Here is a 21275-nt window from a genome sequence, read left to right as displayed (position 1 = left end):
CCGCCCGGGGGTGGCCGGCGCGGGGGCGGGCAGACGAGCCATTTTCCCATCGCGCTTTCCAATGAAGGACATTGCCATGCCCGCGTCGGATCTCTCCCTCCCCTCCGCCCCGCTCACCTGTTTCAAGGCCTATGACATCCGCGGCCGGCTGGGGATCGACCTCGACGAGGCCATCGCCCGGCGCATCGGCCTCGCCTTCGCCCGGGTGATGCTGCCCGGCACGGTGGTGGTCGGCGGTGACTGCCGGGCCTCGAGCACCGCGCTGAAGGCCGCCCTCGCCGAGGGGCTGCGCGACGGCGGCGCCGACGTGATCGACCTCGGGCTCTGCGGAACCGAGGAGATCTACTTCGCCACCGCGCACCTGGGCTGCGGCGGCGGCATCGAGGTGACCGCCTCGCACAACCCGATCGACTACAACGGCATGAAGCTGGTCGCGGCCGGCGCGCGCCCGCTCGACCCCGGGGCCGAGCTCGGCGCCATCCGCGCCCTGGCCGAGGCCGGGCCCGCCCCCGCCCCGGTGCGCGGCAGCTACCGCGAGGCTGACACCCGCGCGGCCTATGTGGAGAAGGTGCTCTCCTTCGCCGATCTCTCCGCCTTCAGGCCGCTGAAGATCCTGGTGAACGCCGGCAACGGCACCGCGGGCCCCGCCTTCGACGCCATCGAGGCCGCCCTTGCCGCCGCCGGCGCGCCGCTCACCTTCGTGAAGCTCCACCACACCCCCGACGGCAGCTTTCCCAACGGCATCCCCAACCCGCTCCTGCCCGGGAACCAGCCGGTGACGGCGGAGGCCGTGCGCGCGCATGGCGCGGATTTCGGCGTGGCCTGGGACGGGGATTTCGACCGCTGCTTCCTGTTCGACGAGACCGGCGCCTTCATCGACGGCTACTACATCGTCGGGCTGCTGGCGCAGCAGGCGCTCACCCTCGCCCCCGGGGCGACCATCATCCACGACCCGCGCATGACCTGGAACACGCTCGACATCGTGGGGGCGGCCGGCGGGCGGGCGGTGCAGTCCAACACCGGGCACGCGCTCATCAAGGCGGCGATGCGCCGGGAGGGCGCGGTCTACGGCGGCGAGATGAGCGCGCATCACTATTTCGCCGGCTTCATGAACTGCGACAGCGGCATGATCCCCTGGCTGATGATCGCCGAGCTGGTCTCGCGCGCCGGGCGGCCGCTCTCCACCCTGGTCTCCGAGCGGCTGGCGAAATTCCCCGGCTCGGGCGAGCGCAACTTCACCATCGCCGACCCGGAGGCGGCGCTGGCCCGGGTCTTCGCCGCCCATGCCGGTGCGGCGCTGGCGGTGGACTGGTCGGACGGGCTGAGCATGGAATTCGCCGACTGGCGCTTCAACCTGCGCCGCTCCCAGACCGAGCCGCTGGTGCGCCTCAACCTGGAAACCCGCGGCGACGCGGCGCGCGTGGAGCCGCTGGTGGGAGAGATCGTGGCGCTGCTCTGAGCCCCGCAGGCGCAGGGGCCCTCCGCGGTGCCGGCCCGGGCGCGCCGGGGGACTTCCGGCGCCTGCCCCCCGGGTGCCGGCCGGGGGGCCAGGCGCCACCTGCAGCGCGAGGCCGGGGGATCTTCCCCTCGGGGGCATCGAGCCCCGTCGGGGAAGGGCCGGCGGGGCCGGCCTGCACGGCCCTGTTGCGCTCAGAGCCCGGCGAGGCGGGTGGCGTTCGCGGCCACGTGCCGGGCGAGGATGGCAGGGTCCTGCCGGCGGGGCTGGCCGTCCGCATCGAAGAGCGCGGCGTGGTCGAAGGCCTGCGGGCCCGGCCCCTGGTCGGCCAGCTGCTCGAAACGGGCAACACCCTCCGCCCAGTCCGGGACATGGCCCTCGGCCACCCACCAGAACACGTAGGGCGGCCAGGCGGGTTTCACGAACCACTCCCGCCCACGGCGCAGCGCCTCGCGGTGGATCTCCGAATGCCAGGTGAAGGCCATCGCCGCCTCCGGGCTCTCCCAGAGCGACAGGGTGGAGGGGGCCCAGCCGTCGCCGTTCTCCACGTGAAAGCGCGGGTAGACCTGCACGCCCCAGGGCGCGGGGCCGGGCTCGTCCGGATAGCCGGAGCGGCCGAGAAAGCCGGAGCTGTGCTCCGCGGCGCGGAAGTTGCGGTCGTTGCGGTCGTGGAACCCGTCATTCGCCGGGTCCGCCGAGGGGCGGGCGAACTGTCCGAACGTGTAGAGCGCGAGGGCCATGGCAAGGGCTCCGGATCGGGCGCCTCGGGCGCCGGGAGAACGGGCCGGCCCCCGCGGAAGGGGCCGGGGGAGGCAGGCGCGCCCCGGGCGACCGGCCGGGGCCGGGACCGGCACGCGAAGACGGGCCGCTCCCCGCGCGGGGGCTCAATGCCCCCCAAGGGGAGTTCCCGCGCAACGGCCGGACTGCGGGACTGCAGACGGCCGGATCGGCGGCCCCGGCGGCAAGATCGCCCGGGGCCGCCGGAATTACCCCCCCGGCGCGGCCCCTGGCGGTCTCCCCCCCGGCGGCCGGACGGCCCTGGCGGGCGCCCCGAAGCCCCGGGCAGCCTCCCGAGACGCAGGGTGCCGCGAACGCCTCGCACCGTTCCCCGCCCTCCGGACCGGCAGCAAGGCAGCAGGCGACGGCCCGGTCGCGCCCCGCCTCAGGCCCCCACCGGCGCCCGGCCCACCGAGACATAGGAGAGCCCGGCGCGGGCGGCGTCCTCGGGGGAATAGATGTTGCGCAGGTCCGCGAGCCGCGGCTCGGCCATGGCACCGGCCAGCCGCGCGAGATCGAGGGCGCGGAACTCGTTCCACTCGGTGAGGATGACGGCGGCCACCGCGCCCGAGGCCGCTTCGTAGGGATCGTCCATCCAGGTGACGCCGGGCAAGAGCGCCTCGCCCTCCTTGCGCCCCTCCGGGTCGACCACCCGCACCGTGGCCCCCGCGCCCACCAGCGCCGGCACGATGGTCAGCGAGGGGCTGTCGCGCATGTCGTCCGTGTTGGGCTTGAAGGTCACGCCGAACACCGCGATCACCTTGTTCGCCACCCGGCCGCCGCACAGGTCGAGCACCTTGTCGACCATCGCCCGCTTGCGCGCCTCGTTCACCGCGATCACCGTCTCCACGATCTCCATCGGCGAGGCATGGTCCTGGCCGATGCGCGCCAGCGCCTTGGTGTCCTTGGGAAAGCAGGAGCCGCCATAGCCGGGCCCGGCATGCAGGAACTTGTTGCCGATGCGCCCGTCCAGCCCCATGCCCTTGGAGACCGCCTTCACGTCGGCGCCCACCTTCTCGCACAGCGCCGCGATCTCGTTGATGAAGGTGATCTTGGTGGCGAGGAAGGCGTTCGCGGCATACTTGATCATCTCCGCGCTCTCGAGCCCGGTATAGACCATCGGCGCCTCGCGCAGGTAGAGCGGCCGGTAGAGCGCGCCCATCACCTCGCGGGCCCGCGCGCTCTCGACACCCACCACCACCCGGTCCGGGCGCATGAAATCGTCGATGGCCGCCCCCTCGCGCAGGAACTCGGGGTTGGAGGCCACGTCGAAATCGGCCTCCGGGTTCGCCTCGGCGATGATGCGTGCCACCTCGCGGTTGGTGCCCACCGGCACGGTCGATTTCGTCACCACCACCGTGTAGCCCGAGAGCGCCGCGGCCACCTCGCGCGCGGCGGCATAGACGTAGGTGAGGTCGGCATGGCCGTCGCCGCGCCGCGTGGGCGTGCCCACCGCGATGAACACCGCCTCCGCCCCGGCCACCGCGCTGGCGAGATCGCCGGTGAAGCTCAGCCGCCCGGCGGCGACGTTCTTGGCCAGCAGCGCCTCCAGCCCGGGCTCGAAGATCGGCACCTCGCCACGGGTGAGCTGGGCGATCTTCTCGGCATTCGTGTCCACGCAGGTCACGTCATGGCCGAAATCCGAGAAACACACCCCCGAGACCAGGCCCACATAGCCGGTACCGATCATTGCCACGCGCATGGCCGTCATCCTTGTTCTGGGGAGACCCCGCGCACCGGGGCTCCGGCCGGCCCCCGGGCCCGCATCCTGCTGATGCACCGGGGGGTCCTGAGGCTTCCGCGGCCTGTTTATCCGGTTCGCGGCGCGAACGGAACCCGTGCGCGGCGCAGGAGCCGGGGGCCGGTCGAGGTTAATGGATCGTCAGCAATTGCTTGCTAGCGTCCCTCCCGCGGCGCCCCCGGCCTGGTCGGGGAGAGACCGCATTTCGAGTCGGCCCTGCCCGGCTCCCAGGGCAGAACGCCCCGAGGTCCGGTGTCGGGCCGCGGCGGGGTGCGCGGCTCCGGGGGCGGCGGGCGCCCCGGGTCCCGGACCCCAGAGCGGAGCGGAGCATGGACGGAAGCGGATCTCCCGAAGACATGACCGGAGACATGGCCGAGCGGCTTGCCCGTGCCGGCCTGATCACCCATCGCATAGAACTTGACCCGAACGCGGTCGCCGGCGCCCGGGACCCCGGCCTCGAGACGGCCCTGCTGGAAGCGATCTGCGAACGCGTGGCCGGCCAGGTCTTCCGGCTCGGCGCCTTCTCCTACGGCGTGCAGGCCGCGCCGGAGGAAGGGGAGGAGGCCTTTGCCGCCGGTCTCGCGGAGGCACTGGGCGCATCGGCCGGGTTCGGCGCGGTGCATGTCGAACCGCTCTCGCCGCCGGGCGAGCCCCTGCCCTCGCTCGACGACCAGGCGCTGATCCTCGTCGGCGCCCTGCAGGATGCGGCACGCACCGCCGCCGGGCCCGGCGTGCGCTCGGTGCTCGACGCGGGCTATGCCATCGCCGCGGCCCGGCTCACCGCCGGGCGGATCACCGAACTGGTCGACGCCGCCCTCTCCGGCGTGGCCGAACGGGTGCGCGCGATCATCCCCGCCCCCGTCGCCGTCCCGGCCTCCGAGGAAGGCGCCCGGCTCGTGGAGCGCCTCGAAGCCATCGAGGCCCGGATCGGCGAGACCGACCCGCAGGCGCTGTCCGAGAGCGTGGCCGCGGCCATCGCCGGGCTCGACCCGCGGCTCGCGGCGCTGCAGGAGGCGCTCTCCGCGCCCTCCGATCCGCCGGTCGACGCGGCAACCCTGGCCAGCGAGCTCGCCGCGGCGCTGGCCACGCATTTCCCCGCTCCCGATGGCGCGGCCGAAACCGACACGGCCCGGGTCACCGCACTCGCCGAAGCCCTCGCGCCGCTGCTCACCGCCAGCCTCCCCGCAGGCCCGGACACGGACGCCCTCTCCGAAACCCTCGGCACCCGCCTCGACGCAGCCCTCGCCGCCCTGCCCGCACCCGCGGAACCGATGGCCCCCGAGGCCCTGGCAGAAGCCCTCACGGCTGCCCTCCTCCCCGCCCTCACCGCCAGCCTCCCCGCAGGCCCGGACGCGGACGCCCTCTCCGAAGCCCTCGGCGCCCGCCTCGACGCAGCCCTCGCCGCCCTCCCCGCACCCGCGGAACCGATGGCCCCCGAGGCCCTGGCAGAAGCCCTCACGGCTGCCCTCCTCCCCGCCCTCACCGCCAGCCTCCCCGCAGGCCCGGACGCGGACGCCCTCTCCGAAGCCCTCGGCGCCCGCCTCGACGCAGCCCTCGCCGCCCTCCCCGCACCCGCGGAACCGATGGCCCCCGAGGCCCTGGCAGAAGCCCTCACGGCTGCCCTCCTCCCCGCCCTCACCGCCAGCCTCCCCGCAGGCCCGGACGCGGACGCCCTCTCCGAAGCCCTCGGTGCCCGCCTCGACGCCGCCCTCGCCGCCCTGCCCGGGCCGGCGGAACCGATGGCCCCCGAGGCCCTGGCCGAAGCCCTGGCTTCCACCCTCGGCCCCACGCTGGCCGCAACCCTCGCGCCGGCGCTGGTCGCGGCCCTGCCCCCGGCGCCGGATTCCGAAGCGCTCGCAGGCCTGCTCACCGCCCGGGTCGAGGCCGCGGTCGCGGAGGCCTTGCCCGCGCCGGCGGAACCTGCCGATCCCGAGACCCTCACCCGCACCCTCGCCGAGGCCCTGGCGGACAGCCTCTCCGCCCGGCTGGCCGCCGAGCTCGCCCCGGCCGTGATCGCGGCCCTGCCCCCGGCGCCGCCCTCCCTCTCCGAGGGGGTCGCGCGCCGGCTGGATGCGATCGAGACGCATCTCGCCGCCCTCGCCCAGCCCTCCGGGCAGGAGGATGCCGGGCGCCTCGCCGCCAGCCTGCGCGACACGCAGCGCCGCCTCGACACCCATGCCGCGGAGCTGGAGGAAAGCCTCTCGCGCCTGCTCGCCCGCGAGGAGGATCGCCAGAGCCGCACGGTCGACCTCGACGAGCGTCTCGGGGTCATCGAGCATGCGCTGATGCGCTTCGGCGATGCCGCAATCTCCCGCCGGTCGGACCCCCCGCTGAGCGAGAAGGCCATGGCCCGCCATGTCGAGGTCATGCAATCGCGGCTCACGGCGCTCACCGAGCGCATCGAGGCCCTCGCCGCGCGGCCGCTGCCCGAAGCGCCCGATCTCGCGGCCCTGAAACAGGACCTCGCAACGGGGTTCGAGGAAGGCCTCGGCCGGCTCGGCGCGCTGACGGCACAGGCCACGCCCGATCCGGTGGACCTGGCCCCGCTGGAAATCCGGCTCGAAACCCTCTCCGCCCAGCTCTCCGACGCACTGTCCGGCCTCGCGCCGGGGGTGGCCGCCGAGCTCGCCTCGCCCCTGGCCGCCCTCGGCCGCGAGATATCCACCCTGGCGAGCGCCCTGCCGCCGCCGCCCGATCTCGACAGCCTGCGCACGGCGCTGGCCGAGGAGATCCGCGCCGGACAGGCCGAAGCGGAGGCCCGCCTCGAACCGCTCTCCACCCGGATCATGGCCCTGCCCGTCAGCGCGGAAGATACACTCGAGCCGCTCACCCGCCGCATCGACCGGATGCAGAAGACCCTGCAGAGCCTCGCCACCCGCGCGGCGGTGGTCGGCCAGAGCATCGGCCCCGAACGCGCGCGGCTCCAGGGCATCGTGCTCTCGCTGCAGGCCGTGGCCGAACACCTGCAAACCGGTGGGGGGGAGGAAGGCCGCGGCGCGGCACCCGACCTCTCGGGGCTCGAAGAAACCCTCGCCCGGCTCGACAGCCGGCTCGAAAGCCTGGCGGACAGCTTCGCCACCGCCGCTGCGGCAGCGCCGGCAGCCGGCGGATCGGACACTTTCGCCGAGGGTCTCGCCCGGGTCGAAGCCCGGTTTGACGGCCTGGCGGAGGAGCTGGCCGGAGCCCGCCCCGCACCCGGGGAGGACACCACCGCCTCCGTCGAGGCCGCCCTCGCGCGGTTCGAAACCCGCCTCGATGGGCTGGCCCGGGCCCTCGCGGACACGGCGCCGGCCGAAGGCGGCGACCCCGAGGCGTTGGCCGCGGCCCTCGCTCCGGCCCTCGCCGCGGCGCTCGGCCCGTCGGCGGAAGCTCCCTCCGCCGCGCAGGACATCGCGCGCATGGAAACCCGGTTCTTCGGGGAGATCGGCAACCTGCGCCTGATGCTGGGCGGCATGCGCACCGCGCTCAACGAGCTCGGGCGCGTCACCGCGCCCCCGCCCGATCCCGAGCTGCGCGCCCGGCTCGACCAGATCTCCTTCATCCTGTCGGAGTATCTCTCGCGGCTGCAGCCGGGCGGCGAGGGCCTGCCGCGCCGGGTCGTCACCGGCGCACCCGGCCCCGCCGCATCGCCCGATCCGGCACCGGCGGGAACCGACTGACCGTCTCGCGCGCGGGGCCGACAACCTGCCCTGCGCGGGACCACCCGACGGCCCCGCGCAATCAACCGCAACCGGGCGCCGCACGGGATCGGGCGCGCCCGGCCGGCCCGCACGGGCTGGCCCGCCCCCCGCGTTCCGCTCTATGATTTCGCGGAGCGGGGCGGAAGGAAGGCGGGGCAATGGCCGATCGGGATGCAGACCTGTCAGACCCGGAGGCCTGGGCGGCGGCGGAGCGGCAGATGCCGCGACGCCTGGCCCGGGTCGCGGCCCTACTGGCCCGGCTCGACGAACGCCTGGCCGGCAGCGGCGCCGCCCCGGCGCGGCTGGCCGAGGAGGAAGCCGTCGCGCTGACCCGCGCCGATGGCGCCCGGCTCGGGCTCGAAGCCTTCCTGCTCTGGCGCCACGGGGCCCCGGCGGGCAGCACGGCGCCCGGGGCCTTGCTGGCGGCCGGCTGGGCGGCGCGCCGGCTGACCGGGGCGGCGCCGGACCCCGAGGCCGGTGCCGCCGGCCTGCGGCAGTTTCTCGGACATGACGGCAGCGAGACCGATCTCGCCCTGCGCCCGCTCCTGCGCCGGCCCACCGGGGCCGACTGGGATGCCGAGGCGGCGGCCTGGTCGCAGGAGATGACCGGGCTCGCCGGCCTTCACCCGCTCACCCGGGGGGCCGCCGCGCTGGCCCTGTGGCACGGGCATGGGCTGGGCGGGCCGGGCGCGGTTCTGGAAGGGGGCGTGCTGGCCGCCCGGATCGCGGCGGCGGATCAGGCCCGGGCGCGCTTCCTGCCGCTCGGGGCCGCACCACGGGCCGCCGGGCCGGGGCCGGAGGCCCGGCTCGAGGCCTTCCTCGCCCGGGCCGAGGCGCGGATCGAACCGGTTCTCGCCGCTCTCGCCCGCCGGGCGGACTGGGCCGACACGGCACGGCTGCGCGTGGCGGCCCTGCCGGGGCAGCTTGCGGAAGCCGCGGCAGGGGTTCTGGCCGCCGAGCACCTCGTCTCCGCCAACCTGCTGCGCGACCGGCTGGGGGTGAGCCAGCAGGCGGCGAATGCCGTCCTGCGACGCTTCGCCGAGATGGGGCTCATCCGGGAAATTTCAGGTCAGAAGCGCTACCGCCTGTGGCAGATCCGGGCCTGAGACGCCGGACGGGAGCGGACGCCCGGGCTCAGCCCTCGGGCCTGTGAGCCGGCTCGGACTGCGGCGCCCAGCCCCCCCGGGGCACCAGGGGCGGCGCGCCATCCTCGGCGCTGCGGGCCCGGCGCGGCGGGCAGATGTCGGGAAAGACCACCGGCAGCAGGAAGACGAACCCGGCCCCCGACAGCCAGAACAGCAGCGCGGCCGCCAGACCGGGCAGCCCGACCCACCAGCTTGCGAGGGCCAGGATGGCAGCGCTGCCATAAGCACTCAGCAACAGCCGGAAGGGGAACGCGTGCATCTGTGTCACTCCAGGCATACCGGACGAGTACAACAACCCTAGGGTGCACACCCTAACGCACTATTAATCTAAGAGACCAAACATTTTCCCGTTCCGGCCGGCCATCAGCATCGACAGGGCCCGCTCGTCGGCGCGCTCCTGCTTGCGGCGGCGTTCGATCTCTGCGCGTCTGGCGAGCATTGTGACGGCCCGGCAGCGGGCGAAGGCCTCGGCCGCTTCCGCCCGGCGGGCGGCGGTGTCGCGGCGGGCGGCATCGATCCGGGCCTGGCGGCGGTGGATTTCCTGGCCATGCCAGACCAGCCAGGCGGAGAGCACCTGCTGGTCGATGCCCGCCGTGCGCAGCGCCGGGGCCCGCAGGGAGAGGTGGTCGGCGAGGGCCTTTTCGGCGAGGGACTGGGCGGCGGCCGCCGCTCCCAGCCGCGCCCGGCGAGCGGCGAAGGCCCGGTCCGCCAGGTCGGTGAGCCGGGCGATGCCGGCGGGGGAAAGCGTGTCGGCCATGCCTCAGGTCCAACCGGCCCGGGCCCGGGCGCGCATCGCCTCGGCGAAGCGGATGGCCGCGGCCACGGCCCGGTAGAGGTCCGGCGGCACTTCCTCGCCGATCTCGACCAACGCGTGCAGGGCGCGCGCGGTGGGCGGATCGGGGTGAATGGGCACACCGGCGGCGGCGGCCGCCTCGCGGATCGCCCGGGCGGTTTCGTCGACCCCCTTGGCCACGCATTCCGGGGCCGCGCCCGGTTTGCGCGACCATTTCAGCGCCACGGCGTAATGGCTGGGGTTCGTGATCACCACATCGGCCTTCGGCACGTCGGCGAGCATCTGGTTGCGCGCGATCTCCTCGCCCCGGCGGCGGCGGGCGGCCTTCTGATGGGGGTCGCCCTCGGATTCCTTGGCCTCGTCGCGCATTTCCTTGAGCGACATGCGCAGGCGGCGGGCATGGTTGAAGCGTTGCCAGAGCAGGTCGAGCGCGGCGATCACCACCGCGATGGCGGTGATGGCGGTGAGCAGCCCGGTGCCCAGCCGCACCAATTCCCCGGGCAGCATCCGGGCGGGCGCGCGCATCACCCCGATGATCCGGTCGCTCTCCGAGGCGAGGTAGAGCCAGAGCACCACGCCGATCGCGCACATCTTCACCAGGTTGCGCAGGAAATCCATCAGCCCCGTGGGCCCGAACTTGTTGCCGGCCACCGAGACCGGGTCGATGCGCGACAGTTTCGGCTGCAGTTTCTCCGGCGAGAAGGCGAAGGCGCGTTGCGCGAGCAGCGCGATGAAGGCGGCGAGCGCGGGCAGGGCGAGGAGCGGCAGCAGCCCCAGCATCGCCTCGCCGATCAGCGCCCCGGCGAGCCCGGCCCCTCCGGGCCCCAGGATGCGGCCTTCCAGCTGGTCGGCCCGTCCGAGGAAGCGGGCCAGCGCGCCGCCGGTGATCTCGACCGGGGCGGCGCCGGCGGCGAAGAGGGCCAGCAGCAGGCCGAGATAGGCGGCCGCGGCCGAGACATCGGTCGATTTCGCCACGTCGCCCTGGCGCCGGGCATCGGAAAGCTTCTTCTCGGTGGGCTCGAAACTCTTCTCGCCGCTGCTGTCGTCCGCCCCGCTCATCGGGGCACCGCCAGCGGATCGGCCAGCACGTCGTCGAGCGCCCCCACCCAGATGCGCAGCATCACCGGGCCGGCGAGCATCAGCAGCACCAGCCCCGCCCCGGTGATGAAGGGTGCCCCCACGAAGGCCACCATGAGCTGCGGCATCGCCCGGTTGATGGCGCCGAGCGTGAGGTTGTAGAGGAAGGACAGCAGCACGAAGGGCCCGGCCAGCGCCAGGGCGAGGGCGAAGCCGCGCGACACGCTCGCCGTGCCCCAGCTGGCCATGTCCGCCCCGTCTGGGAAGCGGCCGAAGGGCAGCATCTCGTAGGACCAGGCGATCATGACCGCCGCCTTCACGTGCAGCCCGAGGGTGAGGGCGAGGGCGATTCCGGCCATCACCAGGATGTTGCCCATCGCCGGCATCGGGTCCGGGGTCACGCCGGCGCCGGCGATCTGGGAAATCGCGGTGGACTGGGCGGCGATCGAACCCGCGAGCTGCAGCACGACGAGCATCAGCCGCAGTGCGATCCCCAGCACCAGCCCGGCCACGGTCTCGGCCAGCAGCACGAGGAAGAGCTGCGGCGCAGCCGGGGCCCAGTCCGCGCCCGGCAGGTGCGCGTGCTCCGCCAGCATCGGCCAGAGCGCGGCACTGAGCGCCAGCGCCACGCACAGCCGGGTGCGCATCGACATGGTCTGCTCGCCGATCCCCGGCAGCAGCGAGACCACCGCCCCCACCCGCATGAACACGGCGAAGAAGGTGAACACCATCGCCGGGCCGCTGCCGCCGGCGATGCCCAGCGCCTCCAGTGCGGCGGAGAGGCCGATGAGCCCGTCCAGCCCGGTCATCGTCCCGCTGTCCCGGCCGGGGGCGGGGCGCTGCGGCCCGCGCTGCGGGCCGTTCTCCGACGGGGGCTCGATGCCCCCCGAGGAGAAGGCTCCGCCGGGGGTGCGGCGGCCGGCCGGGAGGGCGGCGCCGGCAGGCAGGGCGCGCGCATCAGGCCACTCCGAGCAGGGCCGGCTTCACCTCGGTGCCGATCTCCTCGAAGGAGAGCACCGGGTTCCGGATCCCCTTGGCCGACAGGACCGTGCGCAGGAAGCGCCGCCGCCGGGTGGAGGTGGCGATCGCCGGGTAGCGCCCGTCCGCGCCGGCCTTGGCCAGCTTCTCGGCCACCGACCGCGCCAGCCGGTTGAAGTCCGTGGGCGGCAGCGCGACGTCCACGCCGCTGTCCGCCCCGTCGATCTGGTGGGCGAGGAAGGTCTCCTCCCATTCGGGCGCGAGCTGGATCAGCGGCAGCGCCCCGTCCGGCTCCATCAGCTCGGCGACCAGCTGGAAGCCCAGCCGGTGGCGCACATGCTCGCAGATCGCCTCGGTATGGTTGACCACGGTCTTGGCCTCGGCGATCGCCTCCAGGATCAGCGGCAGGTTGCGGATCGACACCCGCTCCTCCAGCAGCAGCCGCAGCACCTGCTGCAGCAGGTCCACCGGCACCCGGTCGGGGATGAACTCGTCGAGGATGCGCCGGTTCGCCTCCGCCCGGGCGGTGTCGGAGACGCGGGTGAACTCCTCGAGCAGCTTGCGCAGGGTGCGGCGGCTGAACAGCCGGCCGAAGTTGAGCTTGAGCACCTCCATCAGGTGCGTGGCCACCACCTCCACCGGGGTGACCACCGAGAGCCCGTTGAGCGCCGCCTCCTCCTGGTCGGCCTCCGCGATCCAGCGCGCGGGCGCGCCGTAGACCGGCTCGGCCACGTCCTCGCCCGGCGGCGCCTCGCCCATCGCCTCGTTGAGCAGCACCAGCACGAAGCCGGTCTTGAGCCGGGCGCGCGCCATCTCCACCCCCTGGATGCGGATGGCATAGGTGCCGCGCGGCAGGAGCGCGTTGTCGGTGAGGCGGATCTCCGGGATGATCAGCCCCCAGGTCTGGGCGATGTGGTTGCGCATGTTGAGGATGCGCCCGTCGAGCCCGGTGGCCTCGTCCATCACGGTGGCGACCAGGTCGGGGGCGAACTCGAGGTGGATCTCGTCGAGGTCGAGCATGTCGCCCAGCCGGCGCGCGGGCGCGGGGGCGGGGGCCTCGGTCTCCACCCGCTCGGCGGTCTTCGCCCGCTCCTGCCGGCCGGCGGAGATCCAGGCGATGCCGCCCAGGATGGCGGCGCCGGTGACGAAGGGCAGCACCGGCAGGCCCGGCATCAGCCCGAACAGCCCCATCAGCCCGGCCACGGTGGCGAGCGCCAGCGGGTAGCGGCCGAGCTGGCCGAAGAGCGCCTTGTCCGCCGTTCCCAGCGCGCCGCCCTTCGAGAGCAGCAGGGCGGCGGCGATGGAGATGATCACCGCCGGGATCTGGGTGACGAGCCCGTCGCCCACGGTGAGGATGGCATAGGTCTCGAAGGCCTCGCCCGCCGGCATGCCGTGCACGAGGATGCCCATGGAGAGGCCCACGAGCAGGTTCAGCAGGGTGATGAGCAGCCCCGCCACCGCGTCGCCCTTCACGAATTTCGACGCGCCGTCGAGCGAGCCGAAGAAGGTGGTCTCCTCCTGCTCGGTCTTGCGCCGCTCGCGGGCCTGCTCGTGGGTGATGGCGCCGGCGGCCATGTCGCTGTCGATGGCGAGCTGCTTGCCCGGCATGCCGTCGAGCGCGAAGCGCGCGCCCACCTCGGCCATGCGGCCCGCACCCTTGGTGATCACGATGAAGTTCACGATCAGCAGCACGCCGAACACCACGAGGCCCAGCCCCACCGAGCCGCCCATGATGAACATGGCGAAGCCCTCGATCACCCCGCCCGCGGCCTGGGGCCCGTTGTGCCCCTCGCCGATGATGAGCTTGGTCGAGCTCACGTTGAGCGAGAGCCGCAGCATCAGCGAGGCGAGCAGGATGGTGGGGAAGGCGGAGAAGTCGAGCGGGCGCTGGATGAACAGCGTCACGGTGAAGATCAGGATGGCGAGGCCGAAGGAGGCGGTGAGGCCGACATCGAGCACCCAGGCCGGCATCGGCAGGATCATCATCACGATGATCGCCATCAGGGCGAGGGCCAGCATCACCGTGGGCTGGGCGAGCATGGCGGGGCTGAAGCTGGCGCGGGTGGACATGGACTTCAGACCTTCAGTCGAACAGCGGGCGCGCCGGCGTCAGCAGGCCCCCGCTCGCAGCTGGAAGAACCAGCGAAACTGCCCCCGGGGTGTACGGCAGCGCCACCATGGCAACGGTGGCAGGCACCTCGGAGGCCCGGCGCGGCAGGGCGGCAAAGCCGGTCCCCTCGGGCATGGGCGGCAGGCTGGCGCGCAGCCGGGCGAACCGCGCGCCGTAGCGGCTGGCGAATTCGGGGGTGCGGGAATGGTAGTGGCTCGCCGCCGTCACCCAGTCACCGCTCTCGGCATAGAGCTCGGAGAGAAACCGCGCCGCGTAGCGGGCATTCGCCAGCGGGTCCATCATCTCGTCGAGCGAGGCGAAATGCTCGCCATGCCAGCGGAAATTCACCTGGAAACAGCCCATGTCGAAGCTGCGCGCCCCCTCGGCATGGCGGGCGCGGGCATAGGCGAGCGCCTCGGACGGGCTGTCGAACCAGAGCCCCTTGCCCTCCATGTTGATCGTCCAGGGCCAGGGCAGGAAGGCCCCCTCCAGCTTGCGCCCGGTCTCGGTGCGGGTGATGGCGCGCAGCACGTCGAGCGGCACGCCGCTCTCCTGCGCGGCCTCGCGGGCCACGATGTCGCAGATCGCCGCCGTGGCCCGGGCGCTCTCTCCCTCCGGGGGAGCGGCGGCGCGCCCGGGCAGGGCCGGCAGCCCGAGCAGCAGGAGACAGAGCAGATGCGCCAGGAACGCGCGGGCCCGCGGCCAGCCGGCGAAGACGGGCCCCTGCCTCGCCTTCATCGCGCCGCCGCGCCCCGTTCCCGTTCGTCCCGTTCCCGTTCGCCCCGGCCCCACCGGCCCCGGACCCACCGGCCCCGAACCTGTCCGCGCCGCCCGCCCCCTGCCGGCGCGGGACGGAAGGGCATGAGGGGATCCGCGTCGGGACCGGGCCGGAGAGACCCGCCCAGCGCTCGGCCCGGCGGCGGGGGCCGGGCACGCCCGGGGGGGGCATGCGGGGAACCGGCAGGCAAGGCGCGCCCCGGGCAGCCCGATCCTTCCGGCCGGGGCGGAGCGCCTCCGCATCCTGCGCCCGGAAGACGAACGCGCGCAGGACAAAAGCGCGGCGGGCAAAAGCGCGGAGGGGCCGTGGCGCCGCACTCCGGGCGCGGGGCGGGGTCCGGCCATCGCTCAGGACCCGACGATGGCGGGCAGCACCCGGTCGTGGAAGAAATCGACCAGGATCCCGCTCATGAACCCCATCGTCACCCAGTAGACGGCCATCATCGCCGCCAGCTTGGGCACGAAGGTGAGGGTCATCTCCTGCACCGAGGTGAGAGCCTGGAACAGGCCGATGAGCAGGCCGATGGCCAGCGCCACGCCGAGCACCGGCAGGCAGACGAGGAAGCCCACCCAGAGCGCATCGCGCAGAAGGTCGTAGATCTGGGTGTCGCTCATCGGAACGGATCTCCTGCGAAGCGGGCGGGTCGTCATGGCAAGCGCCCCGGGGGGCGGGTCAGACGGGCATGCGCAGGATTTCCTGGTAGGCCTCGACCACCCGGTCCCGCAGGGTCACGGCGGTCTCGATGGCCAGCTCGGTGGAAGCGAGGGCCATCACCACCGACTGCGGTTCGGCCCGGCCGGCGAGCCCGGCCTGGGCCACGGCCTCGTTGCGGCGCAGGTCATCGACGATGCCGCGGGCGATCTCGGCGAAATCGGGCCCGGCGACGGCCTCCTTCGGCGCGACCGGTGCCGGCGGCATGGTGGTCTGCGCCCGGGAATAGAGCTGGGAAATGAGGTTCTGGGTGTCCATGGCGGGCTCCGTGGGGGCTGTGGTCAGGTGCGCAGCAGGTCGAGGAAGGACGAGGCCATCTGCCGGGCCTGGTCGAACATGCGCAGGTTGGCCTCATAGGTGCGCTGCGCTTCGCGGGCATCGGCGATCTCGACCATCAGGTCGACGTTCGATCCCATGTAGGTGCCATCCGGATCGGCCAGCGGATGGGCGGGATCGCGGATGCGGGCGTGCTCCTCCTTCCCGAAGGTGATCGGGCCGGTGGTGACGATCTCGGTGCCCTCATCGGTGGCGAGCTGCTCGAAGGTCACGATCTTGCGGGTGTAGCCCGGGGTGTCGACATTGGCGATGTTCTCGGAGGTCACCCGCAGCCGGGTGGACTGGGCCACCATGCCGTGGGCCGAGGTGATCATGCTGCCGAAGAAACTCTCCATGGTCTTCCTCCTCAGCGGATCCGGCCGAGGCCGGCCCGCAGGATCTGCAGGGATTTGTGGTAGACCCCCAGGGCGAGGTCATGCTGCAGTTGCAGCTCGGCCGAACGCATCATCTGGTCCTCGATGGCGACGGAATTGCCGTTGGGGCTGACGGCGCCGGGCGCGGCGTCCTCCTCCAGCGCGAAGCCGGCGAACCCGTCCTTGCCGATGATGAAATGCCCCGGCCGGCCGGGCTCGGCCACGGGAATGCCATGCGCGGCATCCGCGTAGGCATCCGCGAAGGGCAACAGGTCCTGCGCGCGAAAGCCGGGCGTGTCGGCATTCGCGATGTTCTCTGCAATCACGCTCTGGCGCACGGAAGCGTACGAGGCCAGACGGTCCGCAAGGCGCATGATGGCGAGATCGAGTGTCATTTCAGGGCTTCTCCCTTGGCGATCCCTTTCGGGCTTAACCCTTCTTTGTTGATAAAAGGTTTTAGTTCCGGAGGGCCCGAACCGGGCCGCGCAACCGGAGCCCTGTCGATGTTCGAGACGCTGGAGGACAGCCTGTCGCGGATCACGCCGCACCGCCGGGCGGGGTCGGTGATCGCGGTCGACACCGGGTCGCTGCAGGTGACCGGGGTGCAGGGGTTCGCCGGGCTGGGAGACCGGGTGGCCATCGACTGCGCCTCGTCAGGCACGGCCGGCGCGCCCTCGCGGGTGCCCGGCGAGATCGTGGCGCTCTCGGCACAGGGCGCGCGGGTGATGACCTACGGGCCGACGGACGGGCTCACCCTGGGGGCGCGGGTCTGGCTGGAGCCGGACCTGCCGGTTCTGCCGGGGCCGGGCTGGGCGGGGCGCGTGGTCGACGCGTTCGGCATGCCGCTCGATGGCCGTCCGCTGCCGCAGGGCCCGGCGCCGGTGCGGCTGCGCCGCGAGGCGCCTCCGGCCAATGAGCGCCGCCTGCTCGGCCCGCGGCTGCGCACCGGGCTCGCGGCGCTCGACACCATGCTGCCGCTGGCGCGCGGCCAGCGCATCGGCGTCTTCGCCGGCTCCGGCATCGGGAAATCCTCCCTGCTCGCCGACCTCGCGCGCGGCGTGGAGGCGGACCGGGTGGTGGTGGTGCTGATCGGCGAGCGCGGGCGAGAGCTGCGCGAATTCATCGAACACACGCTGGGTCCCGAGGGCATGGCACGGGCGGTGGTGGTGGTGGCAACCTCGGACCAGTCACCGCTGATCAAGCGCCGGGCGGCCTGGATGGGCATGGCGGTGGCCGAGGCCTTCCGCGACGCGGGCGAGCATGTGCTGCTGCTGGTCGATTCGCTCACCCGCTTCGCCGAGGCGCATCGCGAAGTGGCGCTCACCTCCGGCGAGCCGCCGAGCCTGCGCGCCTACCCGCCCTCCACCGCGGCGCTGATCGCCGGGCTTGCAGAGCGCGCGGGGCCCGGGCTCGCGCGTGCCGGGCAGGGCGACATCACCGGCGTCTTCACCGTGCTGGTCGCGGGGTCGGACATGGAGGAGCCGGTGGCCGACATCACCCGCGGCATCCTCGACGGCCACGTGATTCTCGACCGTGAGATCGCCGAGCGCGGGCGGTTCCCGGCCATCGACATCCGCCGCTCAGTGTCTCGCGCCCTGCCGGGCGTGGCGAGCGGGCCGGAGAACGCGCTGCTCTCCCGCGCCCGGCGGCTGCTGGGCATCTACGAACAGGCGCTCCCGATGATCCAGACCGGGCTCTATGCGGCGGGCAGCGATGCGCAGATCGACGAGGCCATCCGCCTGCACCAGGGCCTCGACGCGCTCTTCGCCCGGCGCAGCGCTTCGGTGGAAGACAGTTTCGCCGGCCTGGCCGAAGCCCTCGGCGCCCCGCCTCCCGGCCGGAAGCCCGCCTGAAGACGCAGCGCGGCCACCGCTGGGCCCGTGGGGGGGATCCCTCAGGCAGGAACCGGAACCGTCCGGGCCGTTGCACACAGGTTCCGCCTGCAGAAGACGAGTTCCCGGGATGCTCCGTACTCCGACACGGCCCCGCCGACCCGGTCACGCCTGCCCTGTGCTGTCCTGTGCTGTCCTGTGCTGTCCTGCCCCTCGCGCCCGCATGTGCGGAGCGGAGCCCGATGGCCGGGCGGGGCCCGTCCCCGGCCCGGAGACGGGCTTGCGATACCTCGCCCGGCAAGCATTCCGAAGCCAGGGGGCCTGGCCGAAGCCTTCAGGCCCGGCTCAGCAGCAGGTTGGCGATGCCGGCGGAACTGAGCGCGGAAGCCGTGCCGCCCTGGAGCAGGGAGAGCGCGGCATAACCGGGAGTGGAAGCGCTCGGTCCGGCCTCGGCCTGGACCTTGGCCATGTAGATTCGAATGGCCTTCTCGACATTGTCCTCCGAGAGGAGATCGCCAAGCGCGCTCGAGCCGAAGACCGATGCTGCCTTGTCCTTGAAGAAGACCAGCTGCTTGTCGACATCGAGGGCGGAGAGCTTGTCGGGCAGGCCGAGGGCGGCTTCCATCACCGTGCGCAGGGGCTGGTCGCCCATCAGCGTGTACCAGGCCGCATTCTCCCCCAGCCCGCGGTCGACGAGCGACTGGAGGCTGTTGGCGTAGTTGAGGGCAAGCCGCATGCTGTTGTCGACCTCGCCCACGGCGACCTCGAACATGTGGTCCTTGTATTTCTGCACGATCAGGTCGCCGAACCCCTCGTCCCCCGTCCGCGCTCCGAGAATGTTGCCAAAGCCGAAGGTGCCGGAGAAATCACGATAGCGCCGGTCGGTGAGACGCATGGCGAAGGCATCGGAGGCTTCGGTGCCCTCCTCGAGGATCTTGCGCACCCAGGCGCCCTTGCTCAGGTCATCCTCCAGGCCGAAGGCTCCGAGAGCGACCTTGAGCAGCGTGCGGTCGCCCATGAGCTGGTCGACGCTGGTGACCTCCCCGATCTTCTCGAGGAAGTACTCGGTTTCGCGGCGGACCTGCACATCCTGGTTGAAGGTGGCCTTCTGGGTGTCGGCCGTGCGCTGCAGGAACTGCCAGCCGGCCATGCCGGTCAGGGGGATTACAGGCGTGTAGCTCATTGTGCGACCCTCGTCTCGGACGGCGGGCGAGGCATGGCCTGCATCAGCCGGGCCTCGCGCGAGAGCAGGCTGCGCAGTGCCTTCAGGGCCGGGTAGTATTTCGCCTCCATCGCATGGCTGGTGGCGGCGTCCAGCTTGGTGCGGCTGTCGGCATCGGTAAAGACCTGGGAGAGCTGCTCGATCCCGGTCAGAAGTTGCTGGCGGGCAAGGCTTTCCTCCGCCTCGCCGGCCAGCACCAGCTGGGCGATGTAGCAGACCCGGCGCACCGGCGTGTTCACTTCGCCGGGGTGAATGGCATCGCGCAGCCGCAGCACATTGGCGTTCTCGGTCACGACGCAGATCCGCGCCCGGTGATCGCCGTTTTCCATCACCACGCCGTTGACCATGAAGCGTTCGCCGGGCGTGAGCTTGAGGATGAGGCCGGGCATCAGGCGCTCTCCGTTCCGCCGCGCAACCCGCGCATCACGGCCGTGTTGATGTCGATCAGGGCCGCGACCGTGGCCGTCCCGTCGAGGATCTTGCGGCTGTGCAGACGGGTGAATTCCGCGAGGTAGAAGATCTGGGCGCGCAGGGGGGCGGGCAGGCCGTTGGCGCTGTCGGCCACGTCGGCGGCGAGCAGGATCCAGAGGCGCTGGTTCTCGCTCACGGCTTCCGCCAGGCGCGGAAAATCGAGAGGATCGGTCTGGCCGGCACGCGAGAGGCGGTGCGTGGCCTGGGCAAAGGCCCGGTATTCGGTGCGCCGCGGTGTCCCCTGGGCGGGGGCGGCACTATCGTATCCGGTCCGGGCGAAAGCAGCACTGTTCATTCGTTCGGTCCTCGCTCCTTCAGGTGACGCGACGGATCCCGGGGGAGGCCCGGCGGCGCGGCGGATCCCTCGGGGGAGCCGCCGGCCGGTCAGGCCGGGGCGGGCCGGAGCCCGCCCCGCTCATCGGATCAGCGGAACAGCGACAGAACGTTCTGCGGCGCCTGGTTGGCGATCGAGAGCGACTGGATGCCGAGCTGCTGCTGCACCTGCAGGGCCTGCAGGCGGGCCGAGGCTTCTTCCATGTCCGCATCGACCAGTGCGCCGATGCCGGTCTTGAGCGAGTCCGTCAGCTTGCCGACGAATTCGTTCTGGATGTCGATGCGGGCCTGGGCCGAACCGAAGGCGGCCGAGGCGTCGATCGCTGTCTGGATCAGCGGTTCGATCGCGGCGAGCGCACCGGCGGCATCCGCGTTCACATCGATGCCGGCGAGGCCGGAGAGGCCACCCGCGCCGGGGGCCGTGATCTCACCGGAGAAGGCGAAGTCGATCGTTCCGGTGTTGGTGAGCGTGATCGCCCCGGTGCCCATCGTGGCCACGAGGCCGGTGATGCCGAGCGAATTGATCTTGTCGGCCACCTTGGACATGATCACCGTGTTGGGGTCCGACCCGTTGGTGGTGTCCATGTCATTGGCGGTGACGGTGTAGGTTGCCGTCTGCCCGGCGATGGTGATCGAGATCTTCTCGCCGCCCAGGGCGGCGGTGAAGTTGGCCGAGTCGAGCACGAGCGTGTTGGTGCCGCTGCCCGAGTCGATGATGCCGCCGAAGCTGGTGCCATTGGCCGAGGTCGTGCCGTTGCCGACGGCGAAGAAGCCGGTCGGCGCGGTGCCGGCGGCAGAGCCGAGGTCCTGGCCGCTCACCTGGATGTTCGCGACCGTGACATTGCCCGAGCTGTCGCGGTTGAGCGAGGCGAGCACGTTGATGCTGCCGTTGGTGCCATCGACCAGGTTGAGGCCGTTGAACTGGGCGGCGTCGACCACGGAGCCGACCTGCTGCACGAGCTGGTCGATGTCGGTCTGCAGCTTGGCGCGGTCGGACGCGGGGTCCTGCGCGGCAATGATCTTTTCCTTCACCTGGCCGAGCAGGCCGGTCACGGTTTCCGCCGCGGTCCGGGCCACGGCGACGGCGGCGGAGCCGGTGTTCAGGCCGTCGGAGATGCCCGAGAAGCCGTCCACGTCGGTCTGCATGGTCTGGGCGATGGCCCAGATCGAGGCGTTGTCCCGCGCGGTCGCGACCGATTTGCCGGTCGAGATCTCGTTCGTGGTCATCGCGAGGTTCTTGTTGGTGGAGTTCAGGGTCTGCAGCGCGACCATTGCGCTGGTATTCGTGAGGATCGAGGACATGTTTCGTCTTCCTTTGGCGGGGGGCGTTTTAACCCCCATGTGATGGGTGGCCGGGTTTGCTCCCGGCCCGTGAGCCGCCATTCTGACGTGTGCAGTTCCGCGAGAGGTCCGCAGGCACGACCTTCTGTCGGTCCGTGCCGTGCCCTCGCCCGGTCTGCGCCAACCCATCCCGGGCCGCAG

Annotated in this window: 20 protein-coding genes; 4 read left to right on the top strand and 16 right to left on the bottom strand. The window is 72.6% G+C overall.

Annotated elements, in window-relative coordinates:
* Window positions 1–76 precede the first annotated feature (76 nt).
* Window positions 77–1459, top strand: a complete 1383-nt coding sequence (locus tag FDP22_RS23245; RefSeq protein ID WP_138579557.1) for a phosphohexomutase domain-containing protein — start codon at window positions 77–79, stop codon at window positions 1457–1459.
* A gap of 191 nt (window positions 1460–1650) precedes the next feature.
* Here the strand turns inward: FDP22_RS23245 and FDP22_RS23240 are convergent, their stop codons facing one another.
* Together FDP22_RS23240 and FDP22_RS23235 are read right to left on the bottom strand one after the other, a co-directional pair.
* On the bottom strand, window positions 1651–2196 hold the full coding sequence (locus FDP22_RS23240) for a DUF3291 domain-containing protein (RefSeq protein WP_138579559.1): 546 nt from the start codon (window positions 2194–2196) through the stop codon (window positions 1651–1653).
* A gap of 422 nt (window positions 2197–2618) precedes the next feature.
* A complete protein-coding gene (locus FDP22_RS23235) occupies window positions 2619–3935 on the bottom strand; it encodes a UDP-glucose dehydrogenase family protein (protein WP_138579561.1) in 1317 nt (438 codons plus the stop codon).
* A 368-nt stretch (window positions 3936–4303) separates the two neighbouring features.
* On the opposite strand from FDP22_RS23235, the gene FDP22_RS23230 reads away from it, so the two are divergent.
* Window positions 4304–7633: a coiled-coil domain-containing protein gene (locus FDP22_RS23230; protein WP_143972308.1), complete on the top strand. Its 3330-nt coding sequence runs from the start codon at window positions 4304–4306 to the stop codon at window positions 7631–7633.
* 179 nt (window positions 7634–7812) lie between these two features.
* On the top strand, window positions 7813–8760 hold the full coding sequence (locus tag FDP22_RS23225) for a hypothetical protein (RefSeq protein ID WP_138578592.1): 948 nt from the start codon (window positions 7813–7815) through the stop codon (window positions 8758–8760).
* A 28-nt stretch (window positions 8761–8788) separates the two neighbouring features.
* Here the strand turns inward: FDP22_RS23225 and FDP22_RS23220 are convergent, their stop codons facing one another.
* The 10 genes from FDP22_RS23220 to FDP22_RS23175 all read right to left on the bottom strand — a co-directional run bounded on the left by FDP22_RS23220 (window position 8789) and on the right by FDP22_RS23175 (window position 16330).
* Window positions 8789–9058: a hypothetical protein gene (locus FDP22_RS23220; protein ID WP_138578594.1), complete on the bottom strand. Its 270-nt coding sequence runs from the start codon at window positions 9056–9058 to the stop codon at window positions 8789–8791.
* Window positions 9059–9121: 63 nt separating this feature from the next.
* Window positions 9122–9556 (bottom strand): hypothetical protein, encoded by a 435-nt coding sequence (locus tag FDP22_RS23215; protein WP_138578596.1) that lies wholly within the window; start codon window positions 9554–9556, stop codon window positions 9122–9124.
* A 3-nt stretch (window positions 9557–9559) separates the two neighbouring features.
* Window positions 9560–10651: an EscU/YscU/HrcU family type III secretion system export apparatus switch protein gene (locus tag FDP22_RS23210; protein ID WP_138578598.1), complete on the bottom strand. Its 1092-nt coding sequence runs from the start codon at window positions 10649–10651 to the stop codon at window positions 9560–9562.
* Window positions 10648–11478 carry a flagellar biosynthetic protein FliR gene (locus FDP22_RS23205; protein WP_239032037.1) on the bottom strand — a complete coding sequence of 277 codons (831 nt, stop codon included), beginning with the start codon at window positions 11476–11478 and terminating at the stop codon, window positions 10648–10650. The genes FDP22_RS23210 and FDP22_RS23205 overlap by 4 nt, the downstream gene beginning before the upstream one ends.
* A gap of 148 nt (window positions 11479–11626) precedes the next feature.
* Entirely contained in the window at window positions 11627–13717 is a 2091-nt protein-coding gene (flhA, locus tag FDP22_RS23200; RefSeq protein ID WP_239032036.1) for a flagellar biosynthesis protein FlhA, read from the bottom strand.
* Between the two features lie 13 nt (window positions 13718–13730).
* Window positions 13731–14495, bottom strand: coding sequence for a lysozyme family protein (locus tag FDP22_RS23195; RefSeq protein ID WP_138578600.1), 765 nt, complete (start codon window positions 14493–14495; stop codon window positions 13731–13733).
* Between the two features lie 387 nt (window positions 14496–14882).
* Window positions 14883–15149: a flagellar biosynthetic protein FliQ gene (locus FDP22_RS23190; RefSeq protein ID WP_138578602.1), complete on the bottom strand. Its 267-nt coding sequence runs from the start codon at window positions 15147–15149 to the stop codon at window positions 14883–14885.
* 58 nt (window positions 15150–15207) lie between these two features.
* Window positions 15208–15504 carry a flagellar hook-basal body complex protein FliE gene (gene fliE / locus FDP22_RS23185; RefSeq protein ID WP_138578604.1) on the bottom strand — a complete coding sequence of 99 codons (297 nt, stop codon included), beginning with the start codon at window positions 15502–15504 and terminating at the stop codon, window positions 15208–15210.
* A 23-nt stretch (window positions 15505–15527) separates the two neighbouring features.
* On the bottom strand, window positions 15528–15917 hold the full coding sequence (gene flgC / locus FDP22_RS23180) for a flagellar basal body rod protein FlgC (RefSeq protein ID WP_138578606.1): 390 nt from the start codon (window positions 15915–15917) through the stop codon (window positions 15528–15530).
* A gap of 11 nt (window positions 15918–15928) precedes the next feature.
* Window positions 15929–16330 (bottom strand): FlgB family protein, encoded by a 402-nt coding sequence (locus tag FDP22_RS23175; RefSeq protein WP_138578608.1) that lies wholly within the window; start codon window positions 16328–16330, stop codon window positions 15929–15931.
* A 108-nt stretch (window positions 16331–16438) separates the two neighbouring features.
* On the opposite strand from FDP22_RS23175, the gene FDP22_RS23170 reads away from it, so the two are divergent.
* Window positions 16439–17788, top strand: coding sequence for a FliI/YscN family ATPase (locus tag FDP22_RS23170; RefSeq protein WP_138578610.1), 1350 nt, complete (start codon window positions 16439–16441; stop codon window positions 17786–17788).
* Window positions 17789–18101: 313 nt separating this feature from the next.
* Here FDP22_RS23170 and FDP22_RS23165 read toward each other — a convergent pair whose 3' ends face one another.
* The 4 genes from FDP22_RS23165 to FDP22_RS23150 form a co-directional block, all read right to left on the bottom strand.
* Window positions 18102–18950 carry a DUF1217 domain-containing protein gene (locus tag FDP22_RS23165; RefSeq protein ID WP_138578612.1) on the bottom strand — a complete coding sequence of 283 codons (849 nt, stop codon included), beginning with the start codon at window positions 18948–18950 and terminating at the stop codon, window positions 18102–18104.
* Window positions 18947–19378, bottom strand: coding sequence for a flagellar biosynthesis repressor FlbT (gene flbT, locus FDP22_RS23160; RefSeq protein ID WP_138578614.1), 432 nt, complete (start codon window positions 19376–19378; stop codon window positions 18947–18949). The genes FDP22_RS23165 and flbT overlap by 4 nt, the downstream gene beginning before the upstream one ends.
* Window positions 19378–19755, bottom strand: coding sequence for a flagellar biosynthesis regulator FlaF (gene flaF, locus FDP22_RS23155; RefSeq protein WP_138578616.1), 378 nt, complete (start codon window positions 19753–19755; stop codon window positions 19378–19380). The genes flbT and flaF overlap by 1 nt, the downstream gene beginning before the upstream one ends.
* Window positions 19756–19883: 128 nt before the next feature.
* On the bottom strand, window positions 19884–21095 hold the full coding sequence (locus FDP22_RS23150) for a flagellin N-terminal helical domain-containing protein (RefSeq protein WP_138578618.1): 1212 nt from the start codon (window positions 21093–21095) through the stop codon (window positions 19884–19886).
* Between the last annotated feature and the right edge of the window lie 180 nt (window positions 21096–21275).

It is taken from the genome of Paroceanicella profunda (genome assembly GCF_005887635.2).
GTDB classification, from domain to species: Bacteria; Pseudomonadota; Alphaproteobacteria; order Rhodobacterales; family Rhodobacteraceae; genus Paroceanicella; species Paroceanicella profunda.
This window is presented reverse-complemented; position numbering and strand designations above follow the sequence as displayed.

Coding starts and splice junctions, on each gene's coding strand:
- FDP22_RS23225 (WP_138578592.1), top strand. CDS start 7,813: ATGGCCGATCGGGATGCAGACCTGTCAGACCCGGAGGCCTGGGCGGCG.
- flaF (WP_138578616.1), bottom strand. CDS start 19,755: ATGAACAGTGCTGCTTTCGCCCGGACCGGATACGATAGTGCCGCCCCC.
- FDP22_RS23190 (WP_138578602.1), bottom strand. CDS start 15,149: ATGAGCGACACCCAGATCTACGACCTTCTGCGCGATGCGCTCTGGGTG.
- FDP22_RS23165 (WP_138578612.1), bottom strand. CDS start 18,950: ATGAGCTACACGCCTGTAATCCCCCTGACCGGCATGGCCGGCTGGCAG.
- FDP22_RS23215 (WP_138578596.1), bottom strand. CDS start 9,556: ATGGCCGACACGCTTTCCCCCGCCGGCATCGCCCGGCTCACCGACCTG.
- flgC (WP_138578606.1), bottom strand. CDS start 15,917: ATGGAGAGTTTCTTCGGCAGCATGATCACCTCGGCCCACGGCATGGTG.
- FDP22_RS23220 (WP_138578594.1), bottom strand. CDS start 9,058: ATGCACGCGTTCCCCTTCCGGCTGTTGCTGAGTGCTTATGGCAGCGCT.
- FDP22_RS23150 (WP_138578618.1), bottom strand. CDS start 21,095: ATGTCCTCGATCCTCACGAATACCAGCGCAATGGTCGCGCTGCAGACC.
- FDP22_RS23205 (WP_239032037.1), bottom strand. CDS start 11,478: ATGACCGGGCTGGACGGGCTCATCGGCCTCTCCGCCGCACTGGAGGCG.
- FDP22_RS23235 (WP_138579561.1), bottom strand. CDS start 3,935: ATGCGCGTGGCAATGATCGGTACCGGCTATGTGGGCCTGGTCTCGGGG.
- FDP22_RS23170 (WP_138578610.1), top strand. CDS start 16,439: ATGTTCGAGACGCTGGAGGACAGCCTGTCGCGGATCACGCCGCACCGC.
- fliE (WP_138578604.1), bottom strand. CDS start 15,504: ATGGACACCCAGAACCTCATTTCCCAGCTCTATTCCCGGGCGCAGACC.
- FDP22_RS23210 (WP_138578598.1), bottom strand. CDS start 10,651: ATGAGCGGGGCGGACGACAGCAGCGGCGAGAAGAGTTTCGAGCCCACC.
- FDP22_RS23175 (WP_138578608.1), bottom strand. CDS start 16,330: ATGACACTCGATCTCGCCATCATGCGCCTTGCGGACCGTCTGGCCTCG.
- flbT (WP_138578614.1), bottom strand. CDS start 19,378: ATGCCCGGCCTCATCCTCAAGCTCACGCCCGGCGAACGCTTCATGGTC.
- FDP22_RS23240 (WP_138579559.1), bottom strand. CDS start 2,196: ATGGCCCTCGCGCTCTACACGTTCGGACAGTTCGCCCGCCCCTCGGCG.
- FDP22_RS23195 (WP_138578600.1), bottom strand. CDS start 14,495: ATGAAGGCGAGGCAGGGGCCCGTCTTCGCCGGCTGGCCGCGGGCCCGC.
- FDP22_RS23230 (WP_143972308.1), top strand. CDS start 4,304: ATGGACGGAAGCGGATCTCCCGAAGACATGACCGGAGACATGGCCGAG.
- FDP22_RS23245 (WP_138579557.1), top strand. CDS start 77: ATGCCCGCGTCGGATCTCTCCCTCCCCTCCGCCCCGCTCACCTGTTTC.
- flhA (WP_239032036.1), bottom strand. CDS start 13,717: ATGTCCACCCGCGCCAGCTTCAGCCCCGCCATGCTCGCCCAGCCCACG.